General features: G+C 56.8%; 17 protein-coding genes, 1 other RNA gene and 1 pseudogene. 11 read left to right on the top strand and 8 right to left on the bottom strand.

What is annotated here, in order from left to right:
• Positions 1 to 28: 28 nt before the first annotated feature.
• The gene (locus ABYT07_RS10395) at positions 29 to 877 is read left to right on the top strand and encodes a prephenate dehydratase (RefSeq protein WP_372991411.1); all 849 of its coding nucleotides are present in this window, start codon (positions 29 to 31) and stop codon (positions 875 to 877) included.
• Positions 878 to 883: 6 nt separating this feature from the next.
• Here the strand turns inward: ABYT07_RS10395 and ABYT07_RS10390 are convergent, their stop codons facing one another.
• A complete protein-coding gene (locus ABYT07_RS10390; RefSeq protein ID WP_372991409.1) occupies positions 884 to 1,351 on the bottom strand; it encodes an SRPBCC family protein in 468 nt (155 codons plus the stop codon).
• Positions 1,352 to 1,386: 35 nt separating this feature from the next.
• Positions 1,387 to 2,355 (bottom strand): NAD(+) diphosphatase, encoded by a 969-nt coding sequence (gene nudC / locus ABYT07_RS10385; protein ID WP_372991407.1) that lies wholly within the window; start codon positions 2,353 to 2,355, stop codon positions 1,387 to 1,389.
• A 208-nt stretch (positions 2,356 to 2,563) separates the two neighbouring features.
• On the opposite strand from nudC, the gene ABYT07_RS10380 reads away from it, so the two are divergent.
• Entirely contained in the window at positions 2,564 to 4,336 is a 1,773-nt protein-coding gene (locus ABYT07_RS10380) for a bifunctional UDP-sugar hydrolase/5'-nucleotidase (protein ID WP_372991405.1), read from the top strand.
• Positions 4,337 to 4,373: 37 nt separating this feature from the next.
• Positions 4,374 to 4,471, top strand: an RNA gene (gene ffs, locus ABYT07_RS10375) — signal recognition particle sRNA small type.
• Between the two features lie 102 nt (positions 4,472 to 4,573).
• Here ffs and ABYT07_RS10370 read toward each other — a convergent pair.
• Positions 4,574 to 5,404 (bottom strand): neutral zinc metallopeptidase, encoded by an 831-nt coding sequence (locus ABYT07_RS10370; RefSeq protein WP_372991403.1) that lies wholly within the window; start codon positions 5,402 to 5,404, stop codon positions 4,574 to 4,576.
• A 158-nt stretch (positions 5,405 to 5,562) separates the two neighbouring features.
• On the opposite strand from ABYT07_RS10370, the gene ABYT07_RS10365 reads away from it, so the two are divergent.
• The 3 genes from ABYT07_RS10365 (at position 5,563) to recR (ending at position 8,406) form a co-directional block, all read left to right on the top strand.
• A complete protein-coding gene (locus ABYT07_RS10365; protein ID WP_372991401.1) occupies positions 5,563 to 7,314 on the top strand; it encodes a DNA polymerase III subunit gamma/tau in 1,752 nt (583 codons plus the stop codon).
• Positions 7,315 to 7,393: 79 nt separating this feature from the next.
• Complete coding sequence (locus tag ABYT07_RS10360; RefSeq protein WP_372991399.1) at positions 7,394 to 7,738, top strand: YbaB/EbfC family nucleoid-associated protein; 345 nt, start codon at positions 7,394 to 7,396, stop codon at positions 7,736 to 7,738.
• A 74-nt stretch (positions 7,739 to 7,812) separates the two neighbouring features.
• Positions 7,813 to 8,406 carry a recombination mediator RecR gene (gene recR / locus ABYT07_RS10355; RefSeq protein ID WP_372991397.1) on the top strand — a complete coding sequence of 198 codons (594 nt, stop codon included), beginning with the start codon at positions 7,813 to 7,815 and terminating at the stop codon, positions 8,404 to 8,406.
• A gap of 77 nt (positions 8,407 to 8,483) precedes the next feature.
• Here the strand turns inward: recR and ABYT07_RS10350 are convergent, their stop codons facing one another.
• The 3 genes from ABYT07_RS10350 to ABYT07_RS10340 form a co-directional block, all read right to left on the bottom strand.
• Entirely contained in the window at positions 8,484 to 9,059 is a 576-nt protein-coding gene (locus tag ABYT07_RS10350) for a histidine phosphatase family protein (RefSeq protein ID WP_372991395.1), read from the bottom strand.
• A 32-nt stretch (positions 9,060 to 9,091) separates the two neighbouring features.
• Entirely contained in the window at positions 9,092 to 9,769 is a 678-nt protein-coding gene (locus ABYT07_RS10345) for a TetR/AcrR family transcriptional regulator (protein WP_372991393.1), read from the bottom strand.
• Positions 9,770 to 10,246: 477 nt separating this feature from the next.
• On the bottom strand, positions 10,247 to 11,074 hold the full coding sequence (locus tag ABYT07_RS10340) for a class II aldolase/adducin family protein (RefSeq protein WP_372991392.1): 828 nt from the start codon (positions 11,072 to 11,074) through the stop codon (positions 10,247 to 10,249).
• A gap of 180 nt (positions 11,075 to 11,254) precedes the next feature.
• Here ABYT07_RS10340 and ABYT07_RS10335 point away from each other — a divergent pair, with 180 nt between their 5' ends.
• The 5 genes from ABYT07_RS10335 (at position 11,255) to ABYT07_RS10315 (ending at position 18,911) form a co-directional block, all read left to right on the top strand.
• Entirely contained in the window at positions 11,255 to 13,468 is a 2,214-nt protein-coding gene (locus ABYT07_RS10335; RefSeq protein ID WP_372991391.1) for an NADP-dependent isocitrate dehydrogenase, read from the top strand.
• A 251-nt stretch (positions 13,469 to 13,719) separates the two neighbouring features.
• The gene (locus ABYT07_RS10330) at positions 13,720 to 15,204 is read left to right on the top strand and encodes a phosphomannomutase/phosphoglucomutase (protein WP_372991389.1); all 1,485 of its coding nucleotides are present in this window, start codon (positions 13,720 to 13,722) and stop codon (positions 15,202 to 15,204) included.
• A 132-nt stretch (positions 15,205 to 15,336) separates the two neighbouring features.
• Positions 15,337 to 16,461, top strand: a complete 1,125-nt coding sequence (gene gmd / locus ABYT07_RS10325) for a GDP-mannose 4,6-dehydratase (RefSeq protein ID WP_372991387.1) — start codon at positions 15,337 to 15,339, stop codon at positions 16,459 to 16,461.
• A 4-nt stretch (positions 16,462 to 16,465) separates the two neighbouring features.
• A complete protein-coding gene (locus ABYT07_RS10320) occupies positions 16,466 to 17,434 on the top strand; it encodes a GDP-L-fucose synthase family protein (protein WP_372991385.1) in 969 nt (322 codons plus the stop codon).
• Positions 17,435 to 17,489: 55 nt separating this feature from the next.
• Positions 17,490 to 18,911 (top strand): mannose-1-phosphate guanylyltransferase/mannose-6-phosphate isomerase, encoded by a 1,422-nt coding sequence (locus ABYT07_RS10315; protein ID WP_372991383.1) that lies wholly within the window; start codon positions 17,490 to 17,492, stop codon positions 18,909 to 18,911.
• Between the two features lie 66 nt (positions 18,912 to 18,977).
• Here ABYT07_RS10315 and ABYT07_RS10310 read toward each other — a convergent pair whose 3' ends face one another.
• Together ABYT07_RS10310 and ABYT07_RS10305 are read right to left on the bottom strand one after the other, a co-directional pair.
• Positions 18,978 to 19,523 (bottom strand): biotin transporter BioY, encoded by a 546-nt coding sequence (locus ABYT07_RS10310; RefSeq protein WP_372991381.1) that lies wholly within the window; start codon positions 19,521 to 19,523, stop codon positions 18,978 to 18,980.
• 65 nt (positions 19,524 to 19,588) lie between these two features.
• Positions 19,589 to 19,824: pseudogene (locus ABYT07_RS10305) on the bottom strand (cobyric acid synthase CobQ); the annotation flags it as partial.

The following is a 19,824-nucleotide window of genomic DNA, read 5'->3' as shown; positions in this document are numbered from 1 at the left end:
TGGTAAAGGTCTGATGAAGGACGCCACAATGAACGAAATAAATGCCCCCCGTATCGCTTTTCAGGGTGCTTTAGGCGCGTATAGCCACGAAGCATGCCTGCAAGCGCGCCCTGATATGGTGCCCGTTCCTTGTGTAACATTTGAGGGCGTGTTCCGGGCCGTTCGCGAGGGGCGCGCCGATCTGGCAATGCTGCCCGTTGAAAACACGACCTATGGCCGCGTCGCTGATATTCACCGGTTGCTGCCCAAAAGCGGCTTGCACATCATCGCCGAAGCGTTTGTGCGCGTGCGCATCAGCCTGATGGCGCTGCCCGGTGTCAATTTGGAAGACGTTAAACATGTGCGCGCCCATATGGTGCTGATCCCGCAAGCGCGCAGTTGGCTCGATGCCCACGGCATCACGTCAGAGGCGGCATCGGACAGCGCCGGCGCGGCCGCCGATCTGGCGGTTTCGGATGAACGCAGCGTGGGCGTATTGGCAAGCGAAGTTGCCGCAGACATTCACGGGCTGGACGTTCTGGCCCGCGACATTGAAGATTTAGACCACAACACGACGCGTTTCTTGTTGATGTCACCCAAGGCAGACCTAAGCCGCCGGGCACCGACCATGATGACCACATTCGTCTTTGAAGTGCGCAACATCCCTGCGGCATTGTACAAGGCGATGGGCGGCTTTGCGACCAATGGCGTCAACATGACCAAACTGGAAAGCTATATGGTGGGCGGATCATTTACCGCCACACAGTTCTATGCGGATATCGAAGGCCACCCGGAAGATCCCGCCGTCGAACGCGCGCTTGAAGAATTAGGGTATTTCACCAACATGCTGGATATTGTGGGCGTCTATCCGGCGCACCCCGATCGCCATCCCAGCTGAAATCGCTCAACGGGACAGCTTGTAACGTTCTTCCATGCCCTTTGCGTATTCAAAAACGCGCAATTTGTACTTTTTGGTCAGCGATGTTTTCGCAAGCTTGAGCGATTGCACCAGCAGACGCGCCGACAAGTTGCTTGGCTTGAGCTCGAGCGTGACAAGAATGCGCGTCCGGCTGCGCGACAGGGCCATCAGTTCAAATGCCATGTCCCCCGCCAGACCGGGCGATGTGGTCGCCAACCGCATTTCAGTTGGCCGGTCAAAGGACTGCATATCAATCTGGATTTCGCGACGCTTGCCCCGCATGTCAAAAGCGGCCTCCCACTTCATGCCCGTGGCTGGCGCGGCCAACTGATCGACACGCTGCACCTCCGCGCCGCGACGCATCGCGGCACGTTCAAACTGGTCAAATTCGCACAACATATCAAAGACAGCATCAATCGGCGCTTCAATATCTTCTTTTGTCGAAAACTTCATTTTTTACCTGCCCGCCGGTTTCAGGCACAATCGCCTCAAGTCAGTGTATCCGCAAGCCAGTTTTCTAACAGGAAATGTGCAATAGCTCCTTTACGTGCGGGCAAGATATGGGGATGTTGCCCTGCAAATATGTCCATCATCTCTTCTTTTGGAACCCAAAGAGCGTCTTCGATTTCTTTCGGGTCAATTGTAATTTTTTCAGATGTTGCAACTCCGGCACAGCCGAACATTAGCGATGCGGGAAACGGCCAAGGCTGGCTCGCTAAATAGTTGACTTCCCCGACTTCGATACCGGATTCTTCAAAGACTTCACGGCGCACGGCGGCCTCAAGGGTCTCTCCAGGCTCAACGAAACCGGCTAGCAGGGAATACATGCCCTGCGGCCATCCCGGCGACCGCCCCATCAGCACCGAATTCCCGTGGGTGATCAACATGATTACCACCGGGTCTGTGCGCGGGAAATGCGAGGCACGGCAGGCGGGACAGTTGCGCTGCCATCCAGCGTCGTTAACAACCGTTTCAAAACCGCAACGGGCACAGAACCCATGTGTTTCATGCCACGAAAATATGGCTTTTGCGGTCGCCGCCAATTCCGCATCCCGCGGGTCAAGCCATGTCATAACACGGCGCAGTTCAACAAAGACGTTCTCTTCGGGTAGCATCGGGTGACGCTGTTCACTGGGGTCCATGAACGCGCCCAAATGGCGGGGGTCCAGATCGTCGGGCACCCACGATGACAAATCAAACGCAAATCGTGCTTCGCCGTTTTCGCGCCCCAGCAAGATCGGTGGTGACGATGCATCCTGAAGTGCGGGATGGTCCATAGGCAAGCGCACCAAAGAAGCAGGCCGCATCGGGTTGATTAATACCTTGCCACGCCATAACAATACTGCACGGGCCGTTTCCTCTTGCTTCAGAACGTCAACAGCCGCTCTGTCGCCGCGTGTCTCGCCTGCACGGTCCAATCCCGAACCGCCAAAGGTTACTGTCTCAGAATGTTTCATCTAGCCCTCAAATTTGCCTCGCTACGTGATTATTCACCATCTTGACCAAAGCCAAGGGTTTCACGCCGTCAGTTTAGCCTTAGTTTGTTTTCATGAGTAAACCCCCGAAAAAACCAGTCTAAGGACAATTCAAAACCGCCATGACGCAGATTGTTTCATCAATCCTTGACGCCGCGCCCCTCATTCGCGTGACTCTGCGGTTTTAGAAATGGAACGTGCCACCACCAAGCTGCGCATTCTTGCGACCACGGATCTTCATATGAATGTCCTGGGATACGACTATGCTTTTGACACCCCCGGCCAGCGGGCAGGATTGGCCGGATTGGCCCCTCTGATCGCCAAAGCACGGGCGGACGTGGCACACGGACAGTGCCTATTGGTCGATAACGGTGACTTTTTGCAGGGCAATTCCTTGGCAGACTGGCTAAGCACGCACCCCGTGACCGCAGACCATCCGCTGGTCGCCAGCTTTAACGGATTGGCCTACGACGCGATTGGCTTGGGCAACCATGATCTGGATTTCCGTACCTCTTATCTGGAACAGTTCATCGCTGCACTTGACGCACCGGTGATTTCCACAAACCTCTCAGAAAGTGGCATCCGCGATCTGCACCGCTCTGTGACTTTGACCCGCTTGATCGAGACTGCGGATGGGGCCGTGCCGCTCAAGATCGCGATTGTATCCGCGTTGCCCGATGAAACTGCCGTCTGGAACAAGGCCATGCTGGCTGACACGGCTATTATTTCAGACCCACTGGCCACCCTGCCCGAACATGTAGCCCAGCTGCGCCAGGCCGGTGTGGACATCGTTCTAGCGCTTGCGCATTTGGGTTTGGGGCATGCCGGGGCACCCGATAGCATTGCCGATGCGGGTGCGCGTTTAATTGCTGAAATCCCCGGCATCGACGCGATTGTTGCTGGCCACACGCATCGTCGTTTCCCCGATGACATGGAATGCGACAACGTGTTCCCTTCGAATATTCCGATCGTGATGCCCGGCGTGATGGGATCAGACCTTGGTGTCATCGATCTTGATCTGGCACAGGGCGCAGATGGCCGGTGGATCGTTACAGATAATGCCGCACAGCTTTGGCCGCAGCCGGTCGATACTGTGCCTGATCCGGCATTTTTTGCTCGGGCCTCACGGGCCCACAACGCAGCGCGCGCCGATCTTGCAGCCCCAATCGGGGCACCGGCCGACCATTTGCACAGCTATTTTGCGCTACTCCAACCTGCGAACACCATGGCGCTGTCCGCCAGAGCCAAGGCAATCCTTATCCAAGAGGCCTTGCAGGGATCGCCCCATGCGGATCTGCCACTGTTGGCGACGGCGGCAGCCCGTGCCGTCGGTGGCGCGGGCGACGTGCGAAATTACATTGATGTGCCCCAAGGCGTTATGCTGCGGCGGCACTTGGCTGGGTTCGCCCCTTTTGAAAACCGCACCTGTGCTTTGCTTTTAACGGGCGCGCAATTGCGGCTTTGGCTGGAACGATCTGCACATGTTTACAGCCACCTCAGTGCAAATATCCCTCAGCAGATGCTGTTGAACGATGCCGAGCCCCGATTTATTTTCGACGCCATCTATGGATTGACCTACGCAATCGATCCCACACAGCCCCAAGGTCAGCGGATATCCCAGATCGCCCATGCAGGTGCCGCGGTTTCAGCAGATCAACGGTTCGTTCTCGCAACGAATACATTTCGCGCCGCAGGTGGGGGCAAGTATGACATGATCGATCTGCCGGTACCGATTGCACAAAGTGATGCAACTCCGACAGAATCGTTGATTCGCGCACTTCAGGCCGATGATTTTGACATCTGGACCCGGCAAGCACCTTGGCACCTGAAACGGCGCGGCCTGACTGCAGTTTACGAGACCAGCCCGAAGGCCGCTGCATATCTGGGCGAAATCGCCCCGCTCAAGCCTCGTATTCTGGGGCAGACCGCTGCTGGCTTTGACCGGATCGAGATTACGCTCTGATCCTTGCACTTCGCAAAACTCTATCCTATATGAGGATCGAGAGGTTGGTGCGGGCAGGTGCCTCGCCAACCCGGTCAGATCCGGAAGGAAGCAGCCGCAACGAGACCCACTTGGGTCGTTATCAGCCTCTCACCCGAGCGTATTTTGCATAGCGAAATACGCGCTGCCCCCACCCAAGGTCATCCACAGGATGGCGCGAGAGGGGCAGCCCCCTCCCGAATTCACAGATGCCCTGATCTAAAGCCGATCAGCCGCAAACGTATCACATTGCCCGACTTGACCGCTGTCATAGCCGCGCTGGAACCAGCCCGACCGCTGCGCCGATGTCCCGTGCGTAAAGGTATGCGGCTGCGGCGCGCGCCCGGCCTGCTTTTGCAGATAGTCATCGCCGATCTTGCGCGCGGCATTCAGCGCCTCGTCCAGATCGCCCCGCTCCATCAGGCCTTTGACGTTCATCGCCCAAATCCCTGACAAACAGTCCGCCATCAGCTCAAGCCGTACCGTCAGCGCATTGGCCTCGGCCTCCGACGACCGCCGCCGCAGCGCATCCACCTTTGGCAAAATGCCCAGCTGATTCTGCACATGATGCGCGACCTCATGGGCAATCACATAGGCGGCAGCAAAATCGCCGCCCGCGCCCATGCGCTGTGCCAACATGTCGAAAAACTGAGTGTCCAGATAGGCCTTTTCATCCGCTGGACAGTAAAATGGCCCCGTCGCACCCGATGCCCCGCCGCATCCGCTTTGGGTGACACCGGAAAACACCACCAACTTGGGTGGCTCGTACGTGCGGCCCAACTGCTCAGGGAAAATATTGCCCCAGACATCTTCGGTCGTTGTCAGAACCTGCGCAGAAAATTGCGTGGCGGCGGAATCCGCTTGGCTTGCCGGCGCGCCCGACTGGTTTTGTGTCCCCCCAACCAAGGATGACACGTCAATGCCCGTAAAATATCCGATCGCCAGCACAGCGATTACGCCAACTATCCCCAAGCCGCCTTTGCGCGCGCCACCACCGCGCCCGCCCCGTACTTCGACATTTCGACTTCGTCGTATCCCCTTCAGCCGCATCTCGTGCTCCTATGTGCTGTTTCAACCATTGATATATCTTTGCGCTGCCTTTCGTCCACAGTTCAACGTCCAAGAAGAACCTAGGCCTATCAGCGGTGGACGATGCCCCCCGCGCGCCCTATCCTATGGGTCGCATCGAATCCTCGCAAAGGGCCCCCATGTCAGCACCTTCCGCCTATCGCGTTCTGGCGCGCAAATACCGGCCTGAAACATTTGTCGACCTGGTCGGCCAGGATGCAATGGTGCGTACCCTCAAGAACGCCTTTGCCGCAGACCGTATTGCGCAGGCCTTTATCATGACCGGGATTCGCGGCACCGGCAAAACCACCACAGCGCGGATCATCGCCAAGGGCATGAATTGCATCGGCCCGGACGGTAACGGCGGCCCGACGACAGAACCTTGCGGGGAATGCGAACATTGCGTCGCCATCATGGAAGGTCGCCATGTCGACGTGATGGAGATGGACGCCGCCTCAAACACCGGCGTGGGCAACATCCGCGAAATCATCGACAGTGTGCATTACCGCGCGGCCTCGGCCCGCTACAAAGTCTACATCATCGATGAGGTGCACATGCTGTCGACAGGTGCGTTCAACGCCCTGCTGAAAACCCTGGAAGAACCGCCAGAGCATGTGAAATTCATCTTTGCCACCACTGAAATCCGCAAGGTGCCGGTCACGGTCCTGTCGCGCTGCCAGCGCTTTGACCTGCGCCGGATCGAACCCGAAGTAATGATCGCCCTGATGCGCAAGATCGCAAGCGCTGAAGAGGCCGAAATTGCTGATGACGCGTTGGCACTTATCACTCGCGCCGCCGAAGGGTCCGCCCGCGATGCGACTTCCCTGCTGGATCAGGCGATAAGCCACGGTGCTGGCGAAACCACCGCCACTCAGGTCCGCGCCATGCTGGGGCTGGCCGATCGTGGCCGGGTGTTGGACCTGTTCGACATGATCCTGCGCGGCGATGCCGCGGGCGCGCTGAATGAACTGGGCAGCCAGTATTCCGACGGGGCCGATCCGATGGCAGTGCTGCGCGATCTCGCCGAAATCACCCATTGGGTGTCAGTGGTCAAAATCACGCCCGATGCTGCCGAAGACCCCACCGTATCGCCCGAAGAACGCAGCCGCGGCCTGACCATGGCCGAAACCCTGCCGATGCGCGTTCTCACCCGCCTTTGGCAAATGCTGCTTAAAGCGCTGGACGAAGTCGCCAGCGCCCCTAACGCGATGATGGCCGCCGAAATGGCAGTGATCCGCCTGACCCATGTCGCCGACCTGCCAAGCCCCGAGGAATTGACCCGCAAGCTAAGCAAGGCAACCCCGCCCCCCACAGCACCGCCTGCACATGGGCATAGTGGCAGTGGGCCATCCGGCGGTGGCGGAAATACAAACGCAACGGCTTCGCACCATGTCCAAGGCAGCCCGCAATCAGGGGCAACCATGGCCGCACTCGCCCCGGCCATTGATCAAGCCCTCGCGCGCTTTCCCAGCTTTGAACATGTCGTCGAACTGATCCGCACCAACCGGGACGTCAAACTTCTGGTCGAGGTGGAAAACACCCTGCGTCTTGCCGCCTATCAACCCGGTCGCATCGAATTCACCCCCACCGATGCCGCCCCCCGCGATCTGGCGCAACGCCTTGGAACAAGGCTGCAACTGTGGACCGGCAACCGCTGGGCCGTCATTATCGTGGGCGATAGTGAAACAAAAACCATCGCCGAAATCCGCGATGCCAAAGACAATGAACTGAAATCCAAGGCCGAAAGCCATCCGCTGATGCAAGCCGTCATGGCGACCTTTCCGGGGGCAAAAATCCTTTCCATCCGCACCCCCGAAGACATTGCCGCCGCCGCCGTGTCCGAAGCCTTGCCCGAAGTCGAAGATGAATGGGACCCGTTCGAAGACGACTGATCCGATCCGGATTGGCCCCTTGTCCAACACGGTCATAGCCCGCATATAAACAGACAACAGCAATTCAGGAGAAGATCAGATGCTCAAAGGTTTGGGTGCCATGGGTGACATGGCCAAAATGATGAAAGCTGCGCAGGAAATGCAAGGCAAGATGGCGCAAATGCAAGAAGACATGCACAATATCATCGTAGAAGGTGAATCCGGCGCTGGTCTGGTCAAAGCGACATGTACCGCCAAAGGCGAGCTGAAATCACTCGACATCGATCCCTCAATCTTTAACGGAGACGAAAAAGAAGTGGTCGAAGATCTGATCCTTGCCGCGATCAAGGACGCCCAATCCAAAGCCACCGACCGCGCCCAAGCCGAGATGAGCAAGCTGACCGAAGGCATGGGCCTGCCTGCGGACATGAAACTGCCGTTCTGATCTTTCCAAATGGTTCAAAATCCTCGCCGAAGGCATAAAATCTCTTTTGAACCAGCATCGCGGGATGCGCAGCCATGAGCAGCACGCGCGACATCGACGCGCTCATTGATCTGATGTCGAGGCTTCCGGGCCTCGGCCCCAGATCAGCGCGCAGGGCGGTGTTGCACCTCATACGCAAACGCGCGCTTTTGCTCACCCCTCTGGCAGATACGATGCAGACCGTTGCCGCGACAGCGCGGGAGTGTCTGAACTGTGGCAACGTCGGCACCACGGATATTTGCGATATCTGCACCTCAGAAAAACGTGCCAACGGCGAACTATGCGTGGTCGAAGATGTCGCCGATCTATGGGCGATGGAACGCTCGGGCGTGTTCAAAGGCCGCTATCATGTCTTGGGCGGCACGCTTTCGGCATTGGATGCCATCGGCCCTCAGGAATTGCGCATCCCAAGGCTGATCGACCGGGTTTCGTCGGAGAATATCACCGAAGTCATCCTCGCCCTGAACGCGACGATCGACGGGCAGACCACCGCGCATTACATCGCGGATCAATTGGAAGGCCAAGCGCAACTGACCTCGCTGGCGCAAGGCGTCCCGATTGGCGGCGAACTGGATTATCTTGACGACGGAACGATCACAGCAGCGATGCGGGCGCGCAAATCAATCTGACCCGCAAGCGCAGCAATGCCACTTGCCCCGTATTCCAAGACGTTAAAAACAAGGTGCCACTTTTTCGCGCAGCGTGCCTAAAGCTCCAGGATCGTTTCAACGCCGTTCTCCAGAACATAGACCACACCTTGACGGTTGCTAAGCTTGCCAAGATCTGCGCGGCTCAACCCACACAACTCTCCTCGAAGCAATTGACCGCTTAGCCCATGCGCGACGATCACCGTAGGTTCGGTCAGCGTCGCCACAAACGACCGCACACGGGCTTGAAATGTGTCGAACCCCTCGCCGCCGGGGGCTCTGGCATAGAATTCGATATGCGGCATGTCGGGGCTCATATCATCCGGCAAGGTCTTGAAAATATCAGCACGAAGCTGGCTTTCCCAATCCCCAGCAAACACTTCCTTGAGGCGGTCATCGGTGTGATAGGCACGCCCCCCCAATGCGATGTCAGCCGTCTGGCGCGTGCGTTTAAGCGGCGAAACAAAGCACGGCGGGTTCTGTTCTAGGATCGGAGCCATCAATGCCGCCTGACTTTTCGCATGATCCACCCCGCGCGCCGACAACACCGATTCCGTCTGACCCTGCACACGCCCTTCGGCGTTCCATTCGGTTTCACCGTGGCGCAGGAACCAAATTTTAGGATAGGTTGTCATGTCTTGGGTTCCTCAATCGGATTATGTGGCCTCTATTCTGGATCAAGCATCCGCAAAAGGCCACCCACGCAGAAATTAACCAGCTGTTCCCGGAACGCGTGCAGCGCATCCGGCGCAGGGAAACCGCCCACCCCGAAAACGCGACCACTGCTGGCGACGGCTCCCAGCATGGACGACACCACAAGCGAGAACCCCACAGCCAGAATTTTCGGGTCTGTACGTGGGTACAGCGTGTTCATCTCAGTCAAAAACGCCATTGCGACCGGATCAAAAAGCGGCCCATTCTCAACAAAATACCGATCATCGGCGGCAACGCGCGCGACCACCCTTGCATAGGCGCGCCACTGCGGATCTTTGCCCGAAGCAATCTCAAGAAATGGCGTCACATAAGCATCAACCAGATTCCCCAATCTAAATTCGCTGTTAGCCTGCACAGCCTGAAGGCTGTCCATGCGCCTATCATTCAAGACAACCATACGACGCGTCAGAACTGCCCGAAAAAGCGCGCTCTTACCGCCGCTATGGAAACTGACCGTGCCCAGCGTCACGCCTGCTTCACGGGCAATCTCACGTACCGATACGGCATCAAATCCACGCTCCGAAAAGCAGCGTTCTGCTGCATCCAGCACACGGTCGCGCGTAATTTCACCGCGCGCAACACGCCCATCCTTGGCTGTTTCGGATCCGTTCCTGTCCGGGGATTGGGTCATTTCGGCTGCCAGCTATGGCGCGTCTTCGATCCTGCGGGAAATATCTTCATCATAATAAAACACAACTTTTTAAAAAAATTAAAATTTTAGCGCCAAGTGCTTAGAAAACGGCCCCATCTATGAAATTTTACCAACATCTGCGCGCATCACATAACCTGCGGCATTGACTGGAGCACCGCATCTCGCAGCGGCGTGACATCCGCCTGTGCTCTTATGGTTCGAACTAGTGTGAAAAACGTTTATTCTGCCGACAAAAAGCACGGCATGAGTCAAACGGAGGACTGGTCGCTAAATCTGATCAAAAATATAGTCTGTTTCAGACGTCTTGCATCTTGCGCGCTGCACCTCACAAGGCACAGTGGTTGACCGCAAAGAGTTAGGTCAATGGGCACAAAAAAGAGGTGATCGCATGGGGCTGGCAACAGACCCCACTGTCGCCGCGCCAAGGATCGGTCCCCAGCGCGGCGTTTTCATGTTCTATTTGTCGTGCCCCGGATTGGTACGGGCCAATTTTCGCATCAATCCCGGCCAGACCAGATTATCCCCTGACCCCGGAGTGAAAGCCCCAGCTGATTGGCTGGCGACCAGATCGGCCATATCCTGTGTTTCCTCGTGCAGATGCTCTTCGCTACCCGCTGCTTGGGCGCAAATCTGGGTCTTGCAGGCGTTTTCAAGGAAATACATCCGCAGGAAGGCCAACGCGCAATTCGGCCCAACGGTGAGCGTGCCATGATTGCGCAGCATCAGCAGGCTTTTGTCCCCGATGTCACTTACGATCCGGTCGCGTTCATCAAGGTTCAGCGCAATGCCTTCGTAGTCATGATAGGCCAGATCATTGTTCACGATCATCGAGAATTGCGTATAGCGGCGCAGCCCGCCTTTTTGGACCGATACCGCAACGCCGTAGGGCGTGTGCACATGGATCACACATCCCGCATCATGGCGCGCGGCGTGAATGGCAGAATGGATGGTGAACCCTGCCGGATTGATGAAATACGGGGTTTCCTGACAAATATTGCCGTCCAGATCAATCTTGACCAGCGACGACGCGGTAATTTCATCGAACATCAAACCATAAGGGTTGATCAGAAACCGTTCCTGCCCGTCCTCATCCGGTAAGCGGGCCGATATATGCGTGAACACCAGATCGGTCCAGCCGTGCATCGCGCACAACCGATAGGTCGCGGCCAGTTCACAGCGCAAGCGCCATTCGATTTCAGATACCTCGCCCTTCAGGCTTGGCAATTCGGCGGGATCAGGGATGTCGAAACCTGTCCCTCTTTGCAGTGCCGATTGATCGTTCATGTCTGTCTCCTCCCTCAAGGTTGCGGCCAGTATAACCCGCCAAAGGGACGCTCGGGCAAGCTGGAATCCAAAAATGCGGCTTTTGTCGCCATAGATTCACGGTATATCTTGCGCAGTTGAGGTGGATATTTCTGCTTTAGTGTACTATCGCATACCAAACTTCCTGAAAGGCTTGAAACCATGGCTGATACGAACACACCTGACATCATTTACACCAAGGTCGACGAGGCACCTGAACTGGCGTCCTATTCCTTGCTGCCGATCATCCGCAGCTTTGCCGAGGCGGCAGGCGTGTCCGTTGGCACGCGCGACATATCGCTGGCCGGTCGTATTCTGGCCGCGTTCCCTGACGCGCTAAACGCCGATCAAAAGCAATCCGATGATCTGGCCGTGCTGGGTGACCTGGTGAAAACACCTGATGCCAATGTGATCAAGCTGCCGAACATTTCCGCATCAGTCCCGCAACTGGTTGCCGCGGTTAAGGAACTGCAATCCCAAGGCTACGCCCTGCCCGACTATCCCGAAGCCCCCAGCACCGACGCCGAGAAAAAAGCCCGCGCCTCCTATGACACGATCAAAGGCTCCGCTGTGAACCCGGTTCTGCGCGAAGGGAACTCGGATCGTCGCGCCGCGATTGCCGTCAAGAAATACGCGATGGCCAACCCACATTCGATGGGCACGTGGTCCAAGGACAGCAAAACCAAGGTTTCTGCAATGTCGGAGGGTGATTTCTTTTCGAACGAAAAATCCCTGACGCTAAGCGATGCCCAAGCTGGCGCTGCTAAAATCGTGCATGTGGCTGCTGACGGGTCCGAAACCGTGTTGAAAGACGGCGTAACATTCCCCGCCGGTACCGTTGTCGACACGACATACATGTCTGCACGCGCGCTGGACAAATTCCTGGCCGAACAGATCGAAGAGACCCGGAAAGACGGCACGCTGTTTTCGTTGCACATGAAAGCGACGATGATGAAGGTGTCGGACCCGATCATCTTCGGGCACGCCGTGCGTGTATTCCTCAAGCCCGTGTTCGACAAATACGGCGATGAGTTAAAAGCGGCAGGTGTGAACCCGAACGCCGGTATTGGCGATATGATGGCCCGCATCGACGACAACGCCGAGATCAAGCAAGCGGTCAAAGACGCAATGGACGCGCAACCGCCGATGTATATGGTGAACTCTGACAAGGGTATCACCAACCTGCACGTGCCATCCGATGTGATCATCGACGCGTCCATGCCCGCGCTGATCCGCGCTGGCGGCAAGGGCTGGGGCCCCGACAACAAGGAACACGACACCAACTGTGTGATCCCTGACAATTCTTACGCTCCGGTCTATGACGAAAGCGTAAAATACTTCAAAGAAACCGGCGCGCTTGACCCGACAACTTCGGGTACTGTGCAGAACATCGGTTTGATGGCCCAAAAAGCCGAAGAATACGGATCGCACCCCACCACGTTTGAAATTCCGGCTGATGGTACGGTCAAGATGATCGCCGCCAATGGCGATGTGATTTCTGAACATACCGTCGAGGCGAACGACATCTGGCGTGCCGCATCGGCCCGCAAAGCCCCCATTGAAGACTGGGTGCAACTGGCCATCGACCGTCAAAAGGCCGAAGGCTGCGAGGCGATCTTCTGGCTGGACGCAGACCGCGCCCACGACGCCGAACTGATCGCCTATGTCAAACCGATCCTTGAAGCCAAAGGCGTGGCGGACAAATTCGAGATCATGTCGCCTGCCAAAGCCACCCGCCAAACACTGGAAACCATCCGCAAAGGCGAAAACTCCATCGCGATCACGGGCAATGTGCTGCGCGACTATCTGACCGACCTGTTCCCGATTCTGGAACTGGGCACCTCGGCCAAGATGCTGTCGATTGTGAAACTGATGCAGGGCGGAGGTTTGTTTGAAACTGGTGCCGGTGGGTCCGCCCCTAAGCACGTTCAACAGTTGGTCGAAGAAAATCACCTGCGTTGGGATTCACTGGGCGAATTCTGCGCGCTTGGCGAAAGCCTCAAGTTCTTGGCCGATCAAAAGAACAACGAAAAGGCGCGGATTTTGGGCAAGGCGGTTGATGATGCCACGCAAGGTATCCTCGACAACAACAAATCGCCCTCGCGCAAAGTTGGCCAGCCCGACAACCGCGCCAGCCATTATTATTTCGCACTGTATTGGGCACAGGCACTGGCAGCACAGACCGGCGACGCCGATCTGGCCAAGCATTTTGCCCCCATCGCGGAAAAGCTGGCCGCAAACGAGGACAAGATCATGGCCGAACTGGCCGAGGTCCAAGGCAAAGCGGTTGATCTGGGCGGGTATTTCCATTCGGACCCCGCCAAGACCGAAGCAGTCATGCGCCCCTCAGCCACGCTGAACGCCATCATCGGCTAAACGCCCAACATAATACCCAACGACCCCGCCCCGTCCCTTGCAAAAGGGGCGGGGTTCTTTTTGTGGCCGGAAAACCGCACCAAATGCAGGTCAATCTGCGGCTTTAAAAGCGCGAATGCCCTCAACAACAGACAATCAATGCACAATGGCGGCAATGATACGCTGTAAAACAAAGCTCTTAGTTGATCCTAAGGCCTATTCCTTCTATCGAGAAAGCCTAAACATACCCGTCGCCAGATCAGGATATTTTCATGACCAAACCATTGCCGACCGTCACGCCGAACACTTGGGAATTCCTGCGCGACCCGATGATCGTGCCCACCGGCTTTCGCGAGTATGACGCACGCTGGCAGTACCCCGAGGCAATCAACCTGCCCGGTATCACCGCGCTTGGCATGGGACTGGGCACGCAGATGCACCAACGCGGCATCGAACCGGTCATCGCTGTCGGCAATGATTACCGCGACTATTCGCTGTCGATCAAAAACGCGCTGATCCTTGGCCTGATGCAGGCCGGCATTCACGTCAAGGACATCGGCCCCTGCCTGTCGCCCATGGCCTATTTCGCACAGTTTCATCTGGACGCGCCTGCTGTGGCTATGGTCACAGCTTCGCATAACCCGAACGGCTGGACCGGCGTCAAGATGGGCTTTGAACGCCCGCTGACCCACGGCCCCGACGAAATGTCTGAACTACGCGATATCGTGCTGGAAGGACGTGGCGAAGCCAAACCCGGCGGCAAATACGAATTCGTCGAAGGGGTGCGCGAGGCGTATCTGGATGACCTCGTCGGTGACTTCAAAATGACCCGCAAACTCAAGGTTGTTTGTGCCACCGGCAATGGCACCGCGTCTGCCTTTGCCCCAGAACTGTTCCGCCGTCTGGGCGTCGAAGTCGTCGATAGCCATAACACGCTCGACTACACTTTCCCGCACTACAACCCGAACCCCGAAGCGATGGAAATGCTGCATGACATGTCCGCCTCGGTCAAAGCATCGGGCGCTGATTTCGCGCTTGGCTTTGATGGTGATGGCGATCGCTGCGGCGTGGTCGATGACGAGGGCGAAGAGATTTTCGCCGACAAGGTCGGTGTCATCATGGCGCGCGATCTGTCTGCGATCTATCCAAACAGCACTTTTGTTGCGGATGTAAAATCAACCGGGCTTTATGCGTCTGACCCCGTGCTGATCGCCAATGGTGCCACCGCAGACTATTGGAAAACCGGCCACAGCCACATGAAGCGTCGCGTCAAGGAATTGGGCGCGCTGGCGGGATTCGAGAAATCGGGCCACTACTTCCTCGCTGAACCCATCGGGCGCGGCTATGATTGCGGCATGCGCGTCGCTGTGGAAATCTGCAAGCTGATGGACCGTAACCCTGATAAATCAATGTCAGACCTGCGCCGTGATCTACCGCACACGTTTGCAACCCCCACCATGTCGCCCTATGCGTCGGATGAAGAAAAATACAACATTCTCGACCGGATTGTCGCCAAGCTGAAAGATGTCACCGAACTGGGCGGGCGTCCCGTCAAGGAAGTCGTCGCTGTGAACGGTGCGAGGGTGATCCTTGATAACGGCAGCTGGGGTCTGGTACGGGCATCGTCGAACACGCCCAATCTAGTGGTGGTCTGCGAAAGTGCGCAATCCGAGGAAGAGCTGCGCGCAATATTTGCGGACCTGGACGCCGTGATCAGAACGGAACCGGACGTTGGCGACTATGACCAAACCTTCTAAAGCGGTCGAGCCAAGCGGATCGACCGTTCTTGAAGCGCGCCGTTGCACTTGCTAAGCATTATAACTACTACGCCCGATTGAAATAAAATCGGGCGATACAACCGCCACATCAGGCATAGAACGGAAAAATACATGACGAAACGCGCTCTGATCACTGGTATCACGGGACAGGATGGTTCCTATCTCGCTGAATTGTTGTTGGAAAAAGGCTACGAAGTACATGGGATCAAGCGGCGGTCGTCTTCGCTGAATACCCAGCGGATCGACCATATCTATCAGGACCCGCACGAAAAAAATCCCAAGCTCAAGCTGCATTACGGCGATCTTACCGACAGTTCGAACCTGACACGGATCATGAGCGAAGTGCAGCCCGACGAGGTTTATAACCTTGGCGCGCAAAGCCATGTCGCCGTCAGCTTTGAAGCGCCCGAATATACCGCCGACGTGGATGCCAATGGCACGTTGCGTCTTCTCGAAGCCATTCGTTTCGTCGGCCTTGCCGAGAAAACGCGGTTCTATCAGGCCTCCACCTCCGAGCTGTATGGCTTGGTACAAGAAACGCCCCAGACCGAAACCACGCCGTTCCACCCGCGCAGCCCTTATGCCGTGGCCAAGATGTACGCCTATTGGATCACGGTGAATTACCGCGAAGCTTACGGCATGTATGCCTGCAACGGAATCTTGTTTAACCATGAATCGCCGCGCCGTGGCGAAACCTTTGTGACCCGTAAAATCACACGGGGCATGGCGAATATCGCCCAAGGTCTGGAAGAGTGCCTGTACATGGGCAACATTGATGCGCTGCGGGACTGGGGCCATGCCAAAGACTATGTCCGGATGCAGTGGATGATGTTGCAGCAAGACGCGCCCGATGATTTCGTGATCGCAACCGGCGTGCAGTATTCCGTCCGTCAGTTTATCACATGGTCCGCTGCCGAACTGGGCATCACTCTGCGGTTTGAGGGTACCGGCGTTGACGAACGCGCGATCATTGATAGCGTCGAGGGCGACAATGCCCCAGCCGTCAAACCCGGCGATGTGGTCATGCGGATTGATCCGCAATATTTCCGCCCCGCCGAAGTCGAGACGCTGCTTGGCTCCCCCGCCAAAGCCAAAGAAAAGCTTGGCTGGGTGCCGCAAATCACAACACAGGAAATGTGTGCTGAAATGGTCGCTGCTGATCTGAAAACCGCGCGCCGCCATGCGCTGTTGAAAGAGCACGGTCTGGATCTGCCTATCTCGCTTGAGAACGGATAACACCATGCGCAAGATTTATATCGCAGGACATCGCGGCATGGTGGGCGGCGCAATCTTGCGCCAGTTGCAGGCCCGCAAAGACGCAGGCGAAGCGCTGGCTCTGATCACACGCACCCATGCCGAGCTTGATTTGACCTCGCAGGTCGCCGTGCGCGATTTCATGGCGACAGAGCAGCCCGATGTGGTGATTTTGGCGGCCGCAAAAGTCGGCGGCATCATGGCCAACAACACCTATCCGGCTGATTTTATTTACGAAAACCTGATGATCGAATGCAATGTGATTCATCAGGCCTTTGCGGCGGGCGTGAAATCACTGCTCCAGCTTGGAAGTTCGTGCATCTATCCTCGCGCGGCACAACAACCGATGGCCGAAGATGCCCTGCTAACGGGCACGCTAGAGCCGACGAATGAACCCTACGCCATCGCCAAGATTGCAGGCATCAAACTGTGCGAAAGCTATAATCGCCAGCACGGCGTTGATTATCGCAGTGTGATGCCGACCAATCTGTACGGGCCCGGCGATAACTTCCACCCGCAAAACAGCCACGTCCTGCCTGCCTTGATCCGCCGTTTCCACGAGGCGGCCCGCGACAATCTGGACGAGGTGGTGATCTGGGGCACAGGCAAACCGATGCGTGAATTCCTGCATGTCAATGACATGGCCGAAGCGTCGCTGTTCGTGCTGGACCTGCCCCAAGACGTCTATGCCGCCAACACCCAACCGATGCTAAGCCACATCAATGTGGGCACCGGCACCGATGTCAGCATCGGGGAACTGGCGCAGATGGTTGCGGATGTCACTGGTTTCAAAGGGAAACTTGGCTTTGATACGACCAAGCCCGACGGCACCATGCGCAAGCTGATGGATGTATCGCGTCTGGCAGATATGGGATGGCGCGCGCAGATTGACCTGAAGGACGGCTTGCAAGAAACCTATAACTGGTTTCTGAATCAAGATAGCATCCGTTCTTGAATGCTGCGCTTATCTTGAATGAAAGACTTATTTTATCAATATAATGGTGCCTGATATGATCCATCCAATTCTCCTTTGTGGCGGCTCCGGCACCCGGCTTTGGCCGCTTTCACGCAAATCCTATCCCAAGCAATTCGCCAAATTGATGGGAGACGAGAGCTTGTTTCAAGCATCGGCGCGGCGTCTGTCCGGCGACGGTTTTGCGGCACCTGTAATTGTGACAGGTGATCCGTTCCGCTTTATCGTGACCGAACAGCTGGCGCAGGTCGAACAGGCCGCGATGGGCATTCTGATTGAACCCCAAGGGCGCAATACGGCACCTGCGGTTCTCGCTGCTGCCTTGTGGGTTGCCAAGACCGATAGCTCTGCACTGATGTTGGTTGCCCCGTCAGATCACGTCATTCCCGACACAGCGGCCTTTGCCCGCACCGTGCAAGCTGCAGTCCCACGCGCCCAAGCGGGCGATCTGGTGACATTCGGGATCATGCCAACACGTCCCGAGACGGGCTATGGCTATCTTGAGCTCGCCGCCGGGGCCGATACTGCGGCCGCCAGCCCGCAAAGCCTTGCGCGTTTTGTCGAAAAACCCGACGCCGCCCGTGCGGGTGAAATGCTTGCAGCAGGGAATTTCCTTTGGAATGCAGGGATTTTCCTGTTCACCGCCGAAGCGATCATCGCCGCCTATCGCGCCCACGCGCCGCAGATGCTTGAGGTCGTGACCACAGCGCTCGCGGATGCCGATGCGGACCTCGGCTTTACCCGCCTTGATCCCACAGCATGGGGCAAAGCGGACGATATTTCGATCGATTATGCGATCATGGAAAAGGCCGAGAACCTAGCCGTTATGCCGTTTAGCGCAGGCTGGTCCGATCTGGGCGGCTGGGACGCGGTCTGGATGGAATCTGGCCCCGATGCACAGGGCAATGTCTGCTCTGACAATGCTACGGCGATTGATTGCGCCGATACGCTGCTGCGGTCCGAAACCGAAGGATTGCAACTGGTCGGCATCGGTCTAGAGAATATCATCGCAATCGCCATGGGCGACGCGGTGCTGGTGGCGGATAAATCCCAAGCCCAGCGCGTGAAAGAAGCCGTTGATGCGCTAAAAACCCAAGGGTCAAGCCAAGCGGTACAATTGCCGCGCGATTACCGTCCTTGGGGCTGGTACGAAAGCCTTGTCATCGGCGGGCGATTTCAGGTCAAACGTATCGTGGTTAATCCAGGGGCCGCGCTAAGCTTGCAAAGCCATCACCATCGATCGGAACATTGGATTGTCGTTGAAGGCACCGCGAAGGTGACCGTGGATGCAGACGTCAAGTTGATCAGCGAAAACCAGTCGGTCTATATCCCGCTTGGGGCAGTACACCGCATGGAAAACCCCGGCAAAGTGCCGATGGTCCTGATCGAAGTGCAGACCGGCAGCTATTTGGGGGAAGACGACATCATTCGGTACGAAGACGTTTACGCGCGCAGCTGACCGCCGCCCGCACCGTTTGGAAATATCAAAAGCGCCCGAATTAATCGGGCGCTTTTTTGTTTGGGATCAGGTGCGCGACAGGACGCTGGCAGGGCGCGCTTTGGCCAAACCATTGGTAATGAACGCTGCAAGAACCGCTTTGATAATGTCACCGGGGATAAAGACCATCACCAGCATTGCGGCCTCGATGAACGGTTTTTTCAGGGCAATTGCCAGCCCGGCGATGCCAAAGATATAGAGGACAAAGACCCCACCAATAATCGATGCAACCCCTGCGGCCACCGTCAGTGACGCGCTGCGCCACTTTTCAACAATCAGGCCCGTGACAAAGGCTGCGACGGGAAAGCCGATCAAAAAACCCGATGACGGCAGCATAAACGCCCCCAAACCGCCGCGCCCACCAGCCAGCAGCGGCAACCCCAAAGCGACCAAAAGCAAGAACAACAACACCGCCAGCGCGCCCCGTTTGGCCCCCAGAACAGTTCCGCACAACATGATCCCAAGGCTTTGCGCCGTAATCGGAACACCAAAACCAAGCGAAAATTGCGGGATCAGCGCAAGTGCAGCGATGAGAGCTGCAAACAAGGCAACCAAGGTTAGATTTCGTTCCACGGGGCAGTCCTTACTGTTAATTTGCAACACATATCCCCTTGCTGCGCGCTAGATGCAAGGGGCAGCTATGCGATAGGACCTGCGCTGTCCAAAAGGCTTGAGACATCAAGATACTGTTCCATATGATCGGCAAGCTGGTTCAATGTATCATCAACCGTCATGCTATAGGAAACCGGTGCCGAGGTCAGTCCGAACTGTGCCAGCCACGCCTTTCGAAAGGTGTCATTCGAGAACAATCCATGTAGATACGTGCCCGTAATCTTGCCATCGCGCGACGAAGCCCCGTCCGCCACGCCGTCGA

Origin of the sequence: Sulfitobacter sp., from assembly GCF_041552635.1 — a bacterium.
Lineage (GTDB): Bacteria > Pseudomonadota > Alphaproteobacteria > Rhodobacterales > Rhodobacteraceae > Sulfitobacter.
This window is presented reverse-complemented; position numbering and strand designations above follow the sequence as displayed.